Source organism: Novosphingobium resinovorum (genome assembly GCF_001742225.1).
Lineage (GTDB): Bacteria > Pseudomonadota > Alphaproteobacteria > Sphingomonadales > Sphingomonadaceae > Novosphingobium > Novosphingobium resinovorum_A.
The window spans coordinates 16,976-32,979 of the sequence record NZ_CP017077.1; the positions used below are offsets into that span (position 1 = coordinate 16,976).

Annotated in this window: 12 protein-coding genes and 1 pseudogene; 4 read left to right on the plus strand and 9 right to left on the minus strand. The window is 63.0% G+C overall.

The annotated features are described in order from the left end of the window. Positions 1-15 precede the first annotated feature (15 nt). Positions 16-2,181 carry a TonB-dependent receptor gene (locus BES08_RS25095; protein WP_069709616.1) on the minus strand — a complete coding sequence of 722 codons (2,166 nt, stop codon included), beginning with the start codon at positions 2,179-2,181 and terminating at the stop codon, positions 16-18. A 197-nt stretch (positions 2,182-2,378) separates the two neighbouring features. Next, positions 2,379-3,140: an SDR family oxidoreductase gene (locus BES08_RS25100; RefSeq protein ID WP_069709617.1), complete on the minus strand. Its 762-nt coding sequence runs from the start codon at positions 3,138-3,140 to the stop codon at positions 2,379-2,381. A 162-nt stretch (positions 3,141-3,302) separates the two neighbouring features. On the opposite strand from BES08_RS25100, the pseudogene BES08_RS34210 reads away from it, so the two are divergent. Continuing rightward, a pseudogene (locus BES08_RS34210) lies at positions 3,303-3,555 on the plus strand (hypothetical protein). A 261-nt stretch (positions 3,556-3,816) separates the two neighbouring features. Here the strand turns inward: BES08_RS34210 and BES08_RS25110 are convergent. Genes BES08_RS25110 through BES08_RS25140 form a run of 7 tightly spaced genes read right to left on the minus strand, consistent with a single transcriptional unit; the run spans position 3,817 to position 11,080 of the window. After that, on the minus strand, positions 3,817-4,836 hold the full coding sequence (locus BES08_RS25110) for an NADP-dependent oxidoreductase (protein ID WP_069709619.1): 1,020 nt from the start codon (positions 4,834-4,836) through the stop codon (positions 3,817-3,819). Continuing rightward, complete coding sequence (locus tag BES08_RS25115) at positions 4,833-6,890, minus strand: 3-hydroxyacyl-CoA dehydrogenase NAD-binding domain-containing protein (RefSeq protein ID WP_069709620.1); 2,058 nt, start codon at positions 6,888-6,890, stop codon at positions 4,833-4,835. The genes BES08_RS25110 and BES08_RS25115 overlap by 4 nt, the downstream gene beginning before the upstream one ends. Positions 6,891-6,917: 27 nt before the next feature. Beyond that, positions 6,918-8,474 (minus strand): class I adenylate-forming enzyme family protein, encoded by a 1,557-nt coding sequence (locus tag BES08_RS25120; RefSeq protein ID WP_069709621.1) that lies wholly within the window; start codon positions 8,472-8,474, stop codon positions 6,918-6,920. Beyond that, the gene (locus BES08_RS25125) at positions 8,413-9,207 is read right to left on the minus strand and encodes an SDR family NAD(P)-dependent oxidoreductase (protein ID WP_069709622.1); all 795 of its coding nucleotides are present in this window, start codon (positions 9,205-9,207) and stop codon (positions 8,413-8,415) included. The genes BES08_RS25120 and BES08_RS25125 overlap by 62 nt, the downstream gene beginning before the upstream one ends. Beyond that, entirely contained in the window at positions 9,200-9,538 is a 339-nt protein-coding gene (locus BES08_RS25130; RefSeq protein WP_069709623.1) for an EthD domain-containing protein, read from the minus strand. The genes BES08_RS25125 and BES08_RS25130 overlap by 8 nt, the downstream gene beginning before the upstream one ends. Before the next feature lie 3 nt (positions 9,539-9,541). Next, positions 9,542-10,342, minus strand: coding sequence for an enoyl-CoA hydratase/isomerase family protein (locus tag BES08_RS25135; protein WP_069709624.1), 801 nt, complete (start codon positions 10,340-10,342; stop codon positions 9,542-9,544). A gap of 51 nt (positions 10,343-10,393) precedes the next feature. Beyond that, complete coding sequence (locus tag BES08_RS25140; RefSeq protein WP_069709625.1) at positions 10,394-11,080, minus strand: carboxymuconolactone decarboxylase family protein; 687 nt, start codon at positions 11,078-11,080, stop codon at positions 10,394-10,396. Between the two features lie 246 nt (positions 11,081-11,326). On the opposite strand from BES08_RS25140, the gene BES08_RS25145 reads away from it, so the two are divergent. The 3 genes from BES08_RS25145 to BES08_RS25155 all read left to right on the plus strand — a co-directional run bounded on the left by BES08_RS25145 (position 11,327) and on the right by BES08_RS25155 (position 16,004). Beyond that, on the plus strand, positions 11,327-12,535 hold the full coding sequence (locus BES08_RS25145) for an acyl-CoA dehydrogenase family protein (RefSeq protein WP_083274812.1): 1,209 nt from the start codon (positions 11,327-11,329) through the stop codon (positions 12,533-12,535). Further along, positions 12,532-13,614, plus strand: coding sequence for a phosphotransferase family protein (locus BES08_RS25150; RefSeq protein WP_069709626.1), 1,083 nt, complete (start codon positions 12,532-12,534; stop codon positions 13,612-13,614). Before BES08_RS25145 ends, BES08_RS25150 begins: the two co-directional genes overlap by 4 nt. A gap of 80 nt (positions 13,615-13,694) precedes the next feature. Next, the gene (locus BES08_RS25155) at positions 13,695-16,004 is read left to right on the plus strand and encodes a TonB-dependent receptor (RefSeq protein ID WP_083274813.1); all 2,310 of its coding nucleotides are present in this window, start codon (positions 13,695-13,697) and stop codon (positions 16,002-16,004) included.

Sequence of the window (16,004 nt, forward strand, 5' to 3'; positions counted from 1 at the left end):
CGCCCCCTCGCCGTTTTACCAGCGGAAGGTCGCGCGCACACCATACGTACGCGGCGGCGCGTATTGGCTGCGGATGGCGCCGTAGAGGCCGCTTTGCGCCGCCTCGGTCAGCACGACGCTGTTCTCGAGATTGCGGACATAGGCCTGGACCGACAGGTTCGTATCGTCCGGCACGTACTCGAGGCTGAGGTCGGTGCGGGTGTAGGAACCCTGGCGTTCGGTCGAGCGGTTGTAGTAGCTCATCCACTGTTCCGAACGGTACTGCGTCTGCGCCCGCGCGGTGAACTCGCCGCCCAGCGCCGCGAAGCTCTGCTGGATGCCGGCGTTGATCGACCACTTGGGCGACTGGACGAGGTAGTTGCCCTGGTAGTCCACGGTGCAGACGCCGGCCGTGGTCTTGTTGGTGCAGAAGTCGCGATACTTGGCGTCGAGATAAGTGACCGAGAAGTCGATGCGGCTGCCCGCGAACAGCGCCGCGACGGTCTCCGCCTCGATGCCCTTGATGCGCGACTTGCCAGCGTTGACGACGATCGTGTCGGCGCCGATGACCTGCGAGACCTGCTGGTCCTTGTAGTCATACCAGAAGGCGCTGAGGTTCACCTGCAGCTTGTCGTCGAAGAAGCGGTTCTTCGAACCGAGTTCGTAGGCGATCAGCGTCTCGGGATCGTAGTTGCCGAGGCCGAAGTTGTTGAAGCCGCCCGACTTGTAGCCGCTGTCGACCTTGGCATAGATCATGTTCTCAGGGCTGAGCGTGTAGTCGATGCCGCCGTGCCAGGTCACCTTGGTCCACTTCGCGCGGGTGTCGTCGGTGCCGTAGGTGCGCTCGGCAACGCCGTCGCTGGTGTCCTGCGTCAGGCTGCCGACCCAGCTGTAGCCCTTGCGGCTCTTCATGTCCTCGGTGTAGCGGATGCCGCCCGAGACCCGCAGGTTGTCGAGCAGGTCGTACGACACCTGGCCGAACGCCGCTTTCGAGCGGGTGGTCACGTCATAGTGGTATTCGCGCAGGTTGACCGGCGAGCCGCTGACGTCGTTGTCGAAGAAGTTGGCGAGCGTCAGGTCTTCGTTGAAGTAGTAGAGACCCGCCTGCCAGATGAAGCCCGACTTGTTGTTCGAGGCGATGCGCAGCTCCTGGCTGAAGTCCTCGGACACCTCGTCACGGGTATAGATGTAGTACTTGTCGGCCTGGCCGTCGTTGTCCCAGCGGCTGAACAGGTCCTGCTTCATGTAGCCGGTGATCGAGCTGACGGTCGCGAAGTCGAGGTCGTAGTCGACGCGGCCAAGCGCACGGATGTTGGTGGTGTCCATCTTGCCGCGCGTGCTCAGGTCGAAGTGGGTCGCCGCACCGGCCTTGTCCTTGGGGGTGGTGGTGACGACGCCGTTCACGGTGGTCAGCTTGACGCCGTCGTAGACCGCGCCCGAACCACCCAGGTGCATGTAGTCGCCGCTGAGCAGGACCTTGAGGCGATCGGTCGGCGTCAGCAGGAACTGCACGCGGCCGCCCTTGACGTTGGTGCTGTCGCCGCGACCGGCATCGCCGTTGTTGCGGAAGCCGTCGTTGTAGCGCGAGACCGCCGAGGCGCGCATCGCGACGCCTTGTGCAATGGGAATGTTGACGGCCGCGTCGGCGTTGATCGTGTCGTAGTTGCCGCCCTCGACCGAGACGTAGCCCTCAAGCTGGTCGGTCGGCTTCTTGGTGATGATGTTCACGGCGCCGCCGGTGGCGTTGCGGCCGTAGAGCGTGCCCTGCGGGCCGCGCAGCACTTCGATGCGCTCCAGGTCGTAGAAGCTGGCGTTGATGCCGGTCGGGCGCTGCAGGTACTGGTCATCGATGCTGACCGCGATGGCGCTGTCGCCGATCTCGGTGAAGTCGCGGCTGGCGACGCCGCGGATCGACAGGAACGCCGCACCCGAGCTGGCGCCGATGTTGAGGCTGGGCGAAACCGTGGTCAGGCCCGAGACGTCGGCAATGCCGTTCTTCTTGAGCTGGTCAGGCGTGAAGACCTGCAGCGCGGTGGCGGTCTTCTGGGAGTCTTCCGAACGCTTTGTGGCGGTGACGACGATCTCGCCCAGGCCTTCGTTCTCGGCGGCGGGCGCCTGCGCATCCTGCGCGGCGGCGACGTGCGGCAAAGCGGCGACGGCGATCGCCAGCATGGAACTCGTGAATGCACTGCGGCTGAACATGGAAAACTCCCTGACCTGTGATGCGACGTTTGTTTCGTATTTCAAACGGTGTTTGTATTGCAATCAAACCGTCAAATGTGGTTTTTGTCAATGGTCTTTGTGATCGGCGCCCAGTCGCGGCAGCGCTTAACCCGGCGCACGGAAACGGCCGACGTATCGCTACGACGGCCGTTGACAATATTGGAGAAATCAAGCGATCAGGCGGAAATCAGGCCGCCATTCACCGGCAAGATTTGTCCTGAAATGAACGCGCTGGCATCGCTGAGCAGGAACACGGCCCCGCCGACGGTATCCTGCGGCACTTGCGGGCGGCGAATCGCGGCACCGTCCACGTAGAACTGCTTGCGCTGCTCGGGCACATAGTCGGTCGCCGGGACCCGCACGAGCCCGGGCGCAAGCGCGTTGACGGTGATCCCGTCCTCGCCCAGTTCGCGTGAGAGCGAGCGCGTCATGCTGATTACCGCACCCTTGCTCGCGACATAGTGCAACAGGCGCGGCGCGCCCCAGAGTGCAGTGTCCGAGGCAATGTTGAGCACACGCCCGCCCTTGGCGGAACGGCGCAGCATGGGCGCGAAAGCCCTGGTCATCAGCCAGGTGCCGCGCACGTTGATGCGCATGACCTGGTCCCACTGATCGATGTCGATTTCCTCGAAGGTCTTGCCACCGATACCGGTCGCCAGCGCTGCGTTGTTGAGCAGCCCGTCGATCCCGCCCATGCGTCGCTCGACTTCGGCCGAGAGCGCAGTGACGGAATCGGCATCGGCGATATCCACCGCGAAGCCCTCGGCGTCGCAACCGTTCGCGCGAAGTTGCTGCGCGGTGCTGGCGGCGCCCTCGCCATCGATATCCGCGATTGCGAGACGCGCGCCAGCTTCTGCGCAAGCCTGCGCGAAAGCCGCTCCCAGGCCCCGTGCGCCGCCGCTGACCAAGATCGTCCGATCTACCAGTTCAATCGCCATACTGATTGAGTCTCTTATTTGAACACACTGTTTCGCTATCAAACGTTTTGCCGATCATCAAGCGATCACTGCGTGTGCTAAAGCAAAATGCCGAAGAAGGGATGCGCGCGGGTGTCGGCATTCAGCCCTTGAATTCGTGATGATCCGCGATAGCCGCGCCCAATGATGAACATTTCTGGGACAAGTCCGAGACCATGTTCGATCTGGATGGCAGGACGCCGGTGATCGGACTGCTCCTCGAATGCGCCATGCACTTCTCGCTCTTCAAGCCTTTCACCAACGAGCAGGCACGCATCCTGCCAACGCAGCCCGTGTTCCGCGAAGGCCGCAAGACCCGGGGACATGGGTTCTCAATGCCAACGAGCTCGAAAAACTTGTCAAGCGGCTCAATACCGAGACGAAGGCAGCGCAGTAAGCCCGCGCGGTCAGGCGCCATCCCCCCGTGTTAATCACGGCGGCACACGGGGCCAGCAGCAATGGTGAACGTGACACCTAACGATCTCCGCCTGAAGCTTTCGCCGGAGAACGAACAACGACCCTTTGTCGCCATTCAAAAGTCAATTTCGCGTTCCCAGGTGCGGTCGGTCCGCTTTACCTATCGTGAGCAGCCAAATAGCGCCTGTCTGGGATAGAGCGGGCATAGACAAGGCATTGACCGAACTAACAGAAATCAAATCTACGATGCATCAACCACCAACGTTCCCTGATTGACGCCCCGGAAAAGATCGACGAATGCTGAAGGCAGCTGATCGAACCCCTCTCGCCGGTCAATCCTGACCTGGAGTTCGCCGTCAGCCGCCCATTGGCGTAGCTGCGCCCACATTTCAGGATAGTGCGACGCGTGGTCCCCAACGAGAAAACCGGAAATTTGCAACCGTCCATAAACCAGCTTCATCATATCGGGACCACGAGCTACGTCCGCACGGTCATAACTTGAGACCTGTCCGGATACGACGATGCGACCGAACGGAGCCATGTAGTCCACCGCCACATCAAGTGCCGCGCCGCCGACGTTGTCGAAGAACAGGTTCACTTTTCCCGCATCAAGTGCGCGGATCTGTCCTCTAAGATCGCCGGCCTTGTAATCGACAGCGTCCACGCCGCAGATCTCGCGTAGCCATGTGCATTTTTCCCCGCCTCCGGCAATGCCGATTACGCGGCAGCCGAGGTTGCGCGCGATCTGACAGGCCATGGCGCCTACAGACCCCGCCGCGCCGGAAACCATCACCGTTTCGCCTGCACGTGCACGTCCGACCTCCACCAGCCCGGCGAATGCGGTCAGACTGTTGGCAGAGTACAGCGTCATCGCATCCAGGAGGGTCATGCCCTCCTCCATGCGCGTCACCGGCACAGGCGCCCCGTCTGGACTAAGGACCGCGAAATCCTGCCAAGGGGATATGGCAGTGACCAGATCACCCGCCGCATATGCCGGATGGCGGGACTGCAGCACTTCCGCGCCCGTCAGCCCGCGGATGGGATCACCCAGAGCGATCGATCCGCGATAGCTCTTGCCTGGCTCATTTAGCCAATTGCGAATAGTCGGCGCGCAGGAGAACAGGCGATTTCGCACGAGGATCTGGTTGTCCTCGAGCTCGGGCGGAAGGCCAATATCCTCGCTATACGCGAAATCGTCGACCGACACCTGCTCCTGCGGTCGGCTGCGAAGGATCCAGGCGCGGTTGGCGGTGGGGCTCAAAGCCTGCCTCCGTCCAAGGCCAGTTGTTCGAGCATGGCTGCAGGACGGAAAGCACTACCATGGCGAGATTCTAATTCGCGCAAGCCTGCCACGACGCGACCGAGCCCAATGGTATTCGCCCAAAACATCGGTCCTCCCGTATGCACCGGCCAATTATAGCCAAGCATCGCCGCAACATCGATGTCCGCCGAACGCAGCGCGACCTGCTCCTGAAGAATCTTCGCCCCCTCATTGACGACCGGCAGCAACAAAGCCTCCAACAAGGCCTCGCGGTCGCTCGTCGGAGATGGGGCTATACCGCGACTTTCAGCCACCGCTGCGATGACGTCGGCTGAAATCTTTGAGGGATGCGCAGTGCGCTGGTCGTCGTAATCGTAGAAGCCGCCATTGCGCTTTTGCCCCAGCCGTTCCATCGCGACGAGATCGCCCATGATCGTGCGTTCGGTACCGTCGCGGCCTACAACATCCAGTCCAACCAGATCCATCATCTGGAAATGCCCCATCGCGAAGCCGTAATCGCGCAAGGTCGCATCGATGTCGGCGATCGGTGTGCCTTCCAACGCCAGCAGCTCGGCCTGTTCGCCTCGCGGTGCCATCAGGCGATTGGCGATGAAGCCCGGACAGACGCGGCTGAGCACCGGCACCTTTCCGATCCGCTTGGCCAGCTTCATCGCCGTCGCCACGAAGGCCGGCGCCGTCGCTTCCCCGCGCACCACCTCGACAAGCCGCATCACATTTGCGGGCGAGAAGAAATGCAATCCGATGACGCTTTCGGGTCGGGATGTCGCGTTGGCGATTTCGTCGAGATCGAGGAACGATGTGTTAGACGCGAGGATCGCGCCCGGCCGGGCTACAGCGTCGAGCTGCGCAAAAACCTGCTTTTTGACTGCCATGCTTTCAAACACGGCTTCGACGATGAGATCCGCATTGCGCAGTTCTTCGTAGTCCAGCGAGGGCGACAAAAGGCCCATGCGCTGTCCCACCTGTTCGGCCGACAGGCGACCCTTGCGAGCAGATGCCTCGTAGATCCGGCGGATTGTGGCAACGCCGCGATCCAACGCCGCGGCGGCGGTTTCAACCATCGTTACGGGAATACCGGCGTTCAGGAAATTCATGGCTATGCCGCCGCCCATCGTCCCCGCGCCGATTATGCCGACTGCCTTTACATCCACCACGGGCACATCCCGTCCGAGATCGGGGATATGAGCGGTGCCACGCACAGCAAAGAAGGCATGACGCTGGGCCGCAGATTCGTTCGTCGCAAGAAGGCCTTCGAACAGCTGCGTCTCAAGCGCCATCCCATCCTCGAAAGGAAGGGTCACGGCACCCTCCACGGCGGCGATGATGCCATCGGGAGCCTTGAATCCTTTGAAACGCCGCGCGTTTGCCTTTCGAAAGGCCTCGAACATTTCGGGGCGGTTGCGGTCCTTAGCGATCTTGTCTTCTCGATCGCGCACTCGCGGGCGAGCAGCACCCTCGGCAACGATCTGGCGGGCAAAATCCACGGCATCGTCCTGTAGGGCGCTGTCCGCGCTGACGCGGTCCACAAGCCCCAGGGCAAACGCCTCTGCCGAGCCGACCGAACGTCCGGAGGTGATGATCTCCAGTGCCACTTCGGCGCCGGTTATGCGGGGCACGCGCTGCGTCCCGCCAGCGCCGGGCAGCAGACCGAGATGCACTTCAGGGAGCCCGACCCGTGCGCTTTGGGCAGCCACCCGATAATGGCAGACAAGGCTCAGTTCGAAGCCACCGCCTAGTGCCTGTCCGTGAATGGCGGCAATGACTGGCTTGGGCGCATTCTCGATCGCGTCGAACAGCTGCGCGAAACTGGGCTCCTGCGGCGGCTGATCGAATTCGGCGATGTCCGCTCCGGCGATGAAAGTGCGACCTGCGCAGATGAGCACTATCGCCTTGACCGCGTCGTCCGCACACGCAGTTCGCAGCTCTGATAGTGTAGCCCATCGCAGCGCGGCGGAAAGCGCGTTCACCGGCGGATTGTCGAGGGTCACGACGGCCACGCCATCGCGGCTTCGGGTAACGGCTGCGTGCTTCACGAATGCTCCGTATGTTCTGGCTGGCCGTCAGGCGACGCGCTCGCCGATTTCGGTGACGGCGCGGGCCGCCATCGCCTTCTTGTCCAGCTTTCCGGTGGCGGTGACTTCCATCGTCTCCACCAGCAGCAGATGTTCCGGCCACTTCTTGCGCGACACACCCTGCCCTGCCATGTGCTCAAGCACCGCGGACAGGTCGACGATCCCCTCGCCCGGCCTCAACTTGCACACGGCGCAGGCCTGCTCACCCAGCTTCCGGTGCGGAACCGCAACCACCGCAACTTCAGCGATACGCGGATGGCGTAGCAGAACCGCCTCGACTTCCGCTGGGTCGATATTGAAACCGCCCCGGATGATCTGATCCTTGATGCGACCGACGACGCGAACAAACCCATCATCGTCGCGGATGATCTCGTCTCCGGTCAGCAGATAGCCATCCGGCGTCATCCGCTCCTGGCCAGCTCCCAGTCCTGCTGCGTAGCCAAGGAACAGCGACGGCCCCTTAACCCCGGCCTGCCCCCGTTCACCCCGAGGGAGTGGGCCCAAGTTGGCGTCGAATGCCTCTTCCTGTGTACCGGTGAACGGCATGCCATCGAAGATCTGCCGACGTTCGAGGGAATGATCGGGCCGCGTCGAGGCATGGCCCATACATTCAGACATCCCGAACATGCGCAGCGCCTTGAGACCAAGCAGGCGTTCAGCATCGGCGATCAGCTCGGCCGTCATCGCGCTGCCGCCCACGGCCATGGCGCGTAGCGGCAGGGTTCCGCCCCACTCGCCCTGCCGCGCAGCCTCGACCATCGTGAACAGGTGGGTCGGCACGGCAATCGCCCACCCGCAACCGTAAAGCTCGGCGCGGCGCAGCGCTTCCGCCGGGATCCAGGGATCGACCAGCACGAGCGGATGCCCCAACGAGAATGCGAAATGAGCCGTGAAGGTGAACCCGGGCGCACTATCCAATGGCACGATGCCAAGGATCGCGTCGCCAGGCTGCAGTCCTGCAATCGCTGAGCAGGCTCTTGTGGCGTAATTCAATGCCGTTGCGCCGTGCATGACGCCTTTGGGGACGCCCGTGGTGCCGGATGTGAAGCCGATCAGCACAGCCTGGCCATCGCGATCGTCCGACGAATAGGGGCCGGCCGCCAATGCAATCTCGATTTCGCCTGTCGCCATACCGTCGACCCGCGCGAAATGCCCCAGCAGCGCTTCGAGCGCGGCCTGGTCGCCTTCGCCCAGCTTTGGTGAATAGGGGCAGAACACGCCGCCGAGCGCCGATACCGCCAGTGCCACGGCGATCGTCCACGGCGTCTTGTAGGCGGGGACGAGGATGCGATGGCCTGCGCGCATGCCGATGCTCTGCAGACGTTGCGCCACATCACGCGCCAGGGCCTGCATCTGTCCACGCGTCCACAGCGTATCCGCGCAATCGACAAGGGCCAAAGCATCGGGTTCTGCGATGGCCAAAGCCTCGAACTGCGGCCACAGGCGGCGGTCGTCCCAGACAAACGGCGGATGGGTCAGCGCGTCAGGCAAGGGATTGTCCTCCGTCGACCAAGAACGTCTGCCCCGTGATGAAGCTACCTGCATCGGAGGCCAGCAGGGCCAACATGCCGGACACCTCTTCCGGCTTGCCGAACCTGCCCAGCAGTATCGCGGCGCGGGTCCGCTCCTGCGTCTGGGCATCAAGCGTCTGGGTCATCCCGGTTTCGATGGAACCCGGCGCGATGGCGTTGACCCGGATGCCGTCGGCGGCCCACTGCGCGGCGAGATCGGAAGTCAGATGCACGATCGCGGCCTTGCTGGTGGTGTAAGGCACGACCTGCCCGTTCTGCGGGCGGTAGGAGATGAAGGCCCCGACCGAGGCGATGTTGACGATGGCGCCGCCGCCCTGCCCGATCATGTGCCGCGCCGCATGGCGACAGGCCAGGAACGTGCCGGTGACGTTGACGTCCATCACCTTCTGCCACCCCTTGAGCGGGATATCCTGCGGCAGCCCCCACCAGGAGGCGCCCGCGTTGTTGACCAGAATGTCCAGCCCGCCGAGCCGCTCCACGACGGATGCTACGGTGGCCTCCACCGAATCCTCGCTGGAGATGTCGCAGCCAAGCCCCATCGCGGGCACCGAGAAACGCTCGGTCAGAGCGGCGGCCGAAGCCGCGCACTCCTCTTCGTGGCGCGATGCCAGGGCAACCGCGCAGCCAAGGTCGGCAAGCGTGGCCGCCATCGCCTCGGCCAGTGCGCCGCGCCCCCCGGTAATCAGGGCGCGCCTGCCATCCAGCCGGAACCGGTCGGCGGTGAAACCGGGAGAGAGATCAGGCATCGGCGCCCTCCTCAAGCAGGTCCACTTCCTGCGTGATCAGGATAATGCGCCGACCGCGCATGCCCTTAGTCTGCTCGGTCGCCGTCGCCCATTCAGGCGAGGCGAAAGCTGCATCCAGTGCCTGCTGATCGGCGAAGGTCAGCACGGCGTGGCCGTCCCAGCCGGTTCCATCTGGATTGTCGAAGTCCTTGGTCACGACCCCGTGCCGATAGGCGATAAGGCCCGGCAGCACCCTGGCAGCGGCGGCGTGAGGGCCGCGCCACCAGGCGGTGAACTGTTCCTGCGTCCAATCCGGCGGCCGACTGGCCACCACGACCATGCTGACCGCCATGGCTTACTTGCCCGTCCAGACCGGCTGGCGCTTTTCGAGAAACGCGGCGACACCTTCCTTCGCATCGGCGGAGTGATGGACGACGTTGCAGGTCATCGTTTCCAGCGTGATCAGCGAATTGGTATCCGCATCCATGCCGCGGTTGACCGCCATCTTGGTCATCCACATGCAGAACGGGCTCTTGTCGATCAGCGGTGCGCAGAAGTCCTGGATCAGCTGTTCGAGAGCCTCACCGCTGGGGGCGGACGCGTTGCAAAGGCCCCATTCGACGCATTCGGTGCCGGACAGCAGCTTGCCGGTCAGCATCAGTTCCTTGGACTTGCGCATGCCGATGTAGCGCGGCAGGCGATAGATCGGCCCGGCACCGCCGAACAGCGCGCGGCGGATGTGGAAGTCGCCGATCTTGGCGTCATCGGCGGCAATGCCGAAATCGCACGAGATGAACAGCTCGAAGCCGCCCGCAACCGCATAGCCCTCGACGCAAGCGATCGTCGGCTTCTTCATGTTGTAGATCTTGTCGTAGGTGCGCGCCGAATCGATCGCGAGCTGCAGCGAGGTGCTGGTCTCGTGAAGAACCGGCCCGACCAGCTGGCCAAGGTCGGCACCGGCGCAGAAGGTGTTGCCGCGGCCACGGAACACCACGGCGAGCACCTTGTCGTCCTCCGCCGCGCGGTCGACCGCCACTTCGAGGTCACGCAGAAGCTGCGGGCTGACGCAGTTCTTCACATGGGGGCGGTTCAGCCAGATCGTGCAGATGCCGTTATCGGCGACTTCGTACTGAATGACGTCTTTTTCGAGTGTCACTGTATTCTCTCCATCATTTAAGTGTTTTGAAGAAACGGTTCGGGGTTTGGATCAGCGTGGAATGCCGCCTTCCTCTGGCGGTGCGAGCATGGCGCCCACCGCCATCCACGCTGCGATACCTGCAGACGGAACGGCACAGAGCACCGCTTCGGCGATTTCCTCGTCGCTGGCGCCTGCATTGCGGGCCCCGCGCACATGGGTTGCCGCCATCGGGCTATAACCCGCAGCAAGGATCGCCAGCAGCAGCAGTTCGCCATATTTGGGTGACAACGGATTGGCGTCGATGCTGCCCCGACGCATGAGATAATACCCGTCCGCCGCCGCCGGGCTGAGCCGCAGAAGCTGCGCGAGCGGCGTCGGAACGGTGCCGAAGTAGGCGGTGAAGTTGTCCACGGCCTCTCCTGCTGCGGCAGTGGGCAGCGGTTGTGGCTCGGGGAGCGAAACCGTATCGAAACACTCGGCGAGAATCGCGCTGAACGTGCCCGCGGCCCCCTCGCCCCTGAGACTGGCAAGCACGATCAGCCCCGCCGTGGCTTCGGTACGCGTCAGGCCCAGATCCACGCCGCGTCCCATTTCGCGCTGCGCCAGATCCGGCTGATGACGGTCAATCGCGGCGACTGCGGCGAATAGCGCCTTGTATTTGGCCGGCACCGCGCCGTCGGTATCCACGACAGCGCGGAATGCTGCGTAGCCCGCCAAAGTGTAAGGCGCATGGCCGCGCAGCAGAGGGTCATCCATCAAAGGACTTGTCGTTGTCATATCGCTCTCCTGCCGATTAGATGATCGACCGAACGGTCGGGCGTCAACTAAAAAATTTCGCACTATCCAGTTTGACAGCCGACCGGTCGGTCGATTATCAAAACTCCCGACCGATCGGACGATCGAGTCCCCGGTGCATCCGCGGATGCGAGCGACGGGCGATCAGTCCGACTTACCAGGAGGGGTAGCTTGTACTTCGAGCAATCTGCAAAGTCTGTCGCCTGGATGGAGCGTGTACGCACCTTCATCGAGGACAATATCGTCCCGGCCGTTCCGATTTATCACCAGCAGTCCACCACCATCGATCGCTGGGCGGAAATCCCGCCGATCTTCGACGAACTCAAGGCGAAGGCACGGGCCGAGGGCCTCTGGAACCTGTTCATGCCACCGTCGGACCACGACGACGAATTCTTCACGAGCGTTGGCCTCACCAACGTGGAATATGCCCCGATCGCTGAGTTGATGGGGCGCATTTCCTTCGCCAGCGAAGTCTTCAACTGCATGGCGCCCGATACGGGCAACTTCGAAGTGCTGCATCGCTATGGAACGCGCGAACAGAAGCAGCGCTTCATGGTGCCGCTGCGCGATGGCGAGACCCGCTCCGCTTTCCTGATGACGGAGCCGGAAGTGGCATCTTCGGATGCGCGCAACATCCGCACCCAGATTCGTCGTGACGGTGGCGACTATGTCATCAATGGCCGCAAATGGTGGTCGTCGGGGGCGGGGCATCCGCGCTGCGACTTCTTCATCGTCATGGGCAAGACCGATCCCGATGCTTCGGCCTATCGCCAGCAATCGATGATCCTGGTGCCGCGCGATACGCCCGGCGTCACGCTGGTGCGTCACCTGCCGGTCTTCGGCTACGACCATGCACCGCACGGACACTTCGAAGTGCTGCTGGAAGACGTTCGCGTGCCGGCGGAAAACATGCTGCTGGGCGAAGGGCGCGGCTTCGAAATCGCGCAGGGACGCCTTGGTCCGGGCCGCATCCACCACACCATGCGCAACATCGCGACAATGGAGGTCGCGCTGGAAAAGATGTGCCGCCGCCTGCGCTCGCGCCAGACCTTCGGCAAGACCATCGCCGAGCATTCGGTGTGGGAAGAACGCATCGCTCGGGCGCGCTGCGACATCGAGATGTCGCGGCTGCTCTGCCTCAAGGCCGCGCACATGATGGATACCGTGGGCAACAAGGCCGCCCGCGCCGAGATCGCGATGATCAAGATCGCCGCGCCCCGGCTGGCCCAGCGGATCGTCGACGAGGCGATCCAGGCCCATGGTGGCGGTGGCGTCAGCGACGATTTCGGACTGGCCGAGCTCTGGGCGAACACCCGCATCGTGCGGCTGACCGACGGTCCCGACGAGGTTCATGAACGCCAGTTGTCCCGCCTCGAACTGGCGAAATACGATGACGCCAAGGAGCCCGGATCGTGAGCGGCGCGCAGCCTGCGGCCATGATCGGCCAAACCGTCGATGTTCCGCGCAATGGCGCCTTCGACGAAGCGCGCCTTGCGGCCTACCTCACAGGGCGCATCCAGGGCCTTTCCGGTGAGATCGGCGTGCAGAAGTTCGAAGGCGGTCAGTCGAACCCGACGTTTCTTCTGTCCACGCCAGATGCGCGCTATGTCCTGCGCCGCAAGCCGGCAGGCGTACTGCTCAAGTCCGCCCATGCGGTGGACCGGGAATATCGCGTCACCCGCGCCCTCTATGAAGCCGGACTTCCGGTGCCCGAGGCGCTGGTGCTGTGCGAGGACGACGACGTCATCGGCACCGCCTTCTACGTCATGCGCCATGTCCCGGGCCGAAGTTTCTGGGACCCGCGGATGCCCGGCGTCTCACCGCAGGATCGCGCCGCGATCTACGATTCGGCGAATGAAACGCTCGCACGGCTGCACCTGGTGGATCACGAGGCCATCGGTCTTGGCGACTTCGGCCGCGGCGGCAATTATTTCCTGCGGCAGATATCGCGCTGGTCGCGCCAGTACGAGGCATCGCGCACGCAGGACATCCCGGAGATGGACAGGCTGATCGAGTGGCTGCCGAACGCGGTGCCTGCCTCGACAGATCGTACCACGATCATCCATGGCGATTACTCGTTCCACAACCTGCTCATCCATCCGACCGAGCCAAGAGTGGCAGCGGTGATCGACTGGGAGCTTTCCACACTAGGCGATCCGCTGGGCGATCTGACCTATCACATGATGGAATGGTTCCGCCCCGCTGGCGTGGACGTGCGCGGTACGCTGAAGGATGCGGACCTTACCGCGCTCGGCATCCCCACCCCGTCACAGTATGCGCAGCGCTATCGCGAGCGGACCGGGTTTGACTGCGATCCCACGCACCCCTTCTACACCGCGTTCAACCTGTTCCGGGTTGCCGCGATCCTTCAGGGCATCGCGGGCCGCGCGCGAGACGGGGTTCAGACGGCCGCCAATGCCTCAGACATAATCACGCGAATCCAGCCACTTGCCAAGGCTGCTTGGGACTGTGCCCGCGAGGCCGGCGCCGAATGAGCATACCTTCAAGACATTAGAAACACGGCACGCGGGCGATCAACAATAAAACCCCGCGGCCATGATGGGAGAGTGAAGTGATGGGTAACAAGACCTTCGCACTGATGAAAGCCGCGTCGTTCGCCGGCACTGCCACGCTGGCCTGGGCCACGCCTGCGCTGGCTCAGGAAACGCCGCCACCGGCCGAGGACGCCAAAGCAGCACCCCAGCGAGCCGAAGTCGGCGATATCATCGTGACCGCCACGCGCCGCGCCGAACGCATGCAGGACGTTCCCATCGCCGTCAGCGCCCTGGGTGAACAGCAGATCCAGTCCCGCAAGATCGACAACTTCGCCGAGATCGTGAAAATCGCGCCGGGACCGACTTTCGTTCCGGTGAAAGGCACCTCGGTCATCACCGTCCAGATTCGAGGCCAAGGCACCATCAACGATTCGCCTGGCCTTGAGAACCCGGTCGGCGTGTACATCGACGACATCTACTACGGCACGCTGGCATCCTTCGATGCGAACCTGTTCGACGTTTCGCAGGTCTCGGTCCTGCGCGGCCCCCAAGGGACAACCTTCGGCAGAAACGCTGTAGGCGGGGCATTGCAGATCACTAACAACACCGCCGAAATCGGCCACTTGAGCGGCCGAGCCACGTTGACGGCAATGACCTACGATGGCGGCCGGGGCGGCTTCGAGACCGACGGCTTCCTCAATGCACCGATCGCCGAGACGCTTGCCGGCCGCGTCGCCTACAGTGTCAAGTCCGTGGGCGGATATCAGCACAACCTCGTGACCGACAATTATCTGGCAAACAACAAGGTAGCTTCAGTTCGCGGCTCGCTTCGCTGGCAGCCCGGGGATGCGTGGGACGTCGTTCTGAGCGGATCCTACCTGCGCCGCAAGGGCTATGGCGATGGCCCCACCATCATCGGCGACGGCGCTTTAGCGGCCGAGGTGGCGGAACGGACCGGCGGAAACCTGCACAAGGTCATGCTCGATGATGACGGCTTCACCCGGCGCACGATGTGGAGCGGCATCCTCAACATAAGCTACGATACGGGCATCGGCAGGATCAGTTCAATCACCGGCTATCGTTCGCTCAAGGCCCGGCTGGCGGAAGACGCAGACGGCGGCCCCAACCCGATGAATGCCCCTTCCTTCAACACCAATGACGAATGGCAACTGAGCCAGGAGTTCCGCTTCACCTCGGAGTTCGGCGGCAAGTTCAGCCTCGTAGCGGGGGCCTACTTCGGCTACGAGGACCTGAATCATACGACCGTATTCGGTTTCAACGGCACTGATCCGTCGCTTTACTTTTCTGTCCTCAACGGCGGTCAGTACACACCGAACCAGGTGTTCGAGGGTCAGATCGAGAACCGCAGCTTCGGCCCCTATGCCGAAGGCAAGTATGCATTCACCGACAAGCTGGCACTCACCGCAGGCCTTCGCTACTCCTACGAACGCAAGACCGGTTATACGCGCCACAGCGGTTCTTCTCCGTTTCAGGGTGGGCCGTACTACGTGGACCTTCCTGCCAGCGACGACGCGACGGATACCTGGTCTGGCTTCACGCCGCGTTTCATTCTTGAATACAAGCCGGTCGACAACAGCCTGATATACGCCTCGGCCTCCAAGGGCTTCCAAGGCGGCGGCTGGAGTTTCAACGTCAGAACCCCGACGGCAGCGGCAACGCCCCTGAAGGCGCAGACGACTTGGAGCTACGAGGTGGGCACGAAGACCGATTTCTTCGACAGGCTGCTGACGCTCAACCTCACGGCATTCTTGGCCGATACCAGCAATCTGCAGGTCCGCTCGCAGATTAACGGCGTGTTTCAGGACTCGAACGCGGGTTCATTGCGGGCCAAGGGAGTCGAGGTAGAAGCCACCATTCGTCCGGCAACCGGCCTTTCGTTCGCTGCCAACTACGCCTACACCGATGCCTATTATCGCAGCTTCACCGGATGCACCGCGACCGGACTGGACTGCACCGGAAACGCCGCGCCTTTTACACCCAAGCACGACCTGACCATCCTCGGCGATTACGATCTCGATCTGGCCAGCGGCGCGAGGTTGACGTTCCATGCCGATACGAAATTCGCCAGCTCATATGAGGTGACGCCCACGGGCGGAGGAAGGCCGACCGTGCCGCTGACGAAGCGCAACAACATCGCCAACGCCTCGATCACTTATACTGCCCCCAACGGCATGTGGGACGTTCGCTTGTGGTCGAAGAACCTATTCGACAAGCAATACGTCACCAACGGCCTGCAGTACGCCTTCTACCATGCAACGCGCGCGGAAGTGGCGGCCGCCGGCGGGATCGGCAATCTCGATGTCGAGCGCGTCGCCGTCGCACCGCCTCGCTCCATCGGCATCACCTTCACCGGGAGGTTCGGCAAGTAA

What these genes read in the sequence shown, in the direction of transcription:
- BES08_RS25100 (WP_069709617.1), bottom strand. Translation starts at nt 3,140, where the DNA reads ATGGCGATTGAACTGGTAGATCGGACGATCTTGGTCAGCGGCGGCGCA.
- BES08_RS25155 (WP_083274813.1), top strand. Translation starts at nt 13,695, where the DNA reads ATGGGTAACAAGACCTTCGCACTGATGAAAGCCGCGTCGTTCGCCGGC.
- BES08_RS25095 (WP_069709616.1), bottom strand. Translation starts at nt 2,181, where the DNA reads ATGTTCAGCCGCAGTGCATTCACGAGTTCCATGCTGGCGATCGCCGTC.
- BES08_RS25140 (WP_069709625.1), bottom strand. Translation starts at nt 11,080, where the DNA reads ATGGATGACCCTCTGCTGCGCGGCCATGCGCCTTACACTTTGGCGGGC.
- BES08_RS25120 (WP_069709621.1), bottom strand. Translation starts at nt 8,474, where the DNA reads ATGCAGGTAGCTTCATCACGGGGCAGACGTTCTTGGTCGACGGAGGAC.
- BES08_RS25145 (WP_083274812.1), top strand. Translation starts at nt 11,327, where the DNA reads ATGGAGCGTGTACGCACCTTCATCGAGGACAATATCGTCCCGGCCGTT.
- BES08_RS25125 (WP_069709622.1), bottom strand. Translation starts at nt 9,207, where the DNA reads ATGCCTGATCTCTCTCCCGGTTTCACCGCCGACCGGTTCCGGCTGGAT.
- BES08_RS25130 (WP_069709623.1), bottom strand. Translation starts at nt 9,538, where the DNA reads ATGGCGGTCAGCATGGTCGTGGTGGCCAGTCGGCCGCCGGATTGGACG.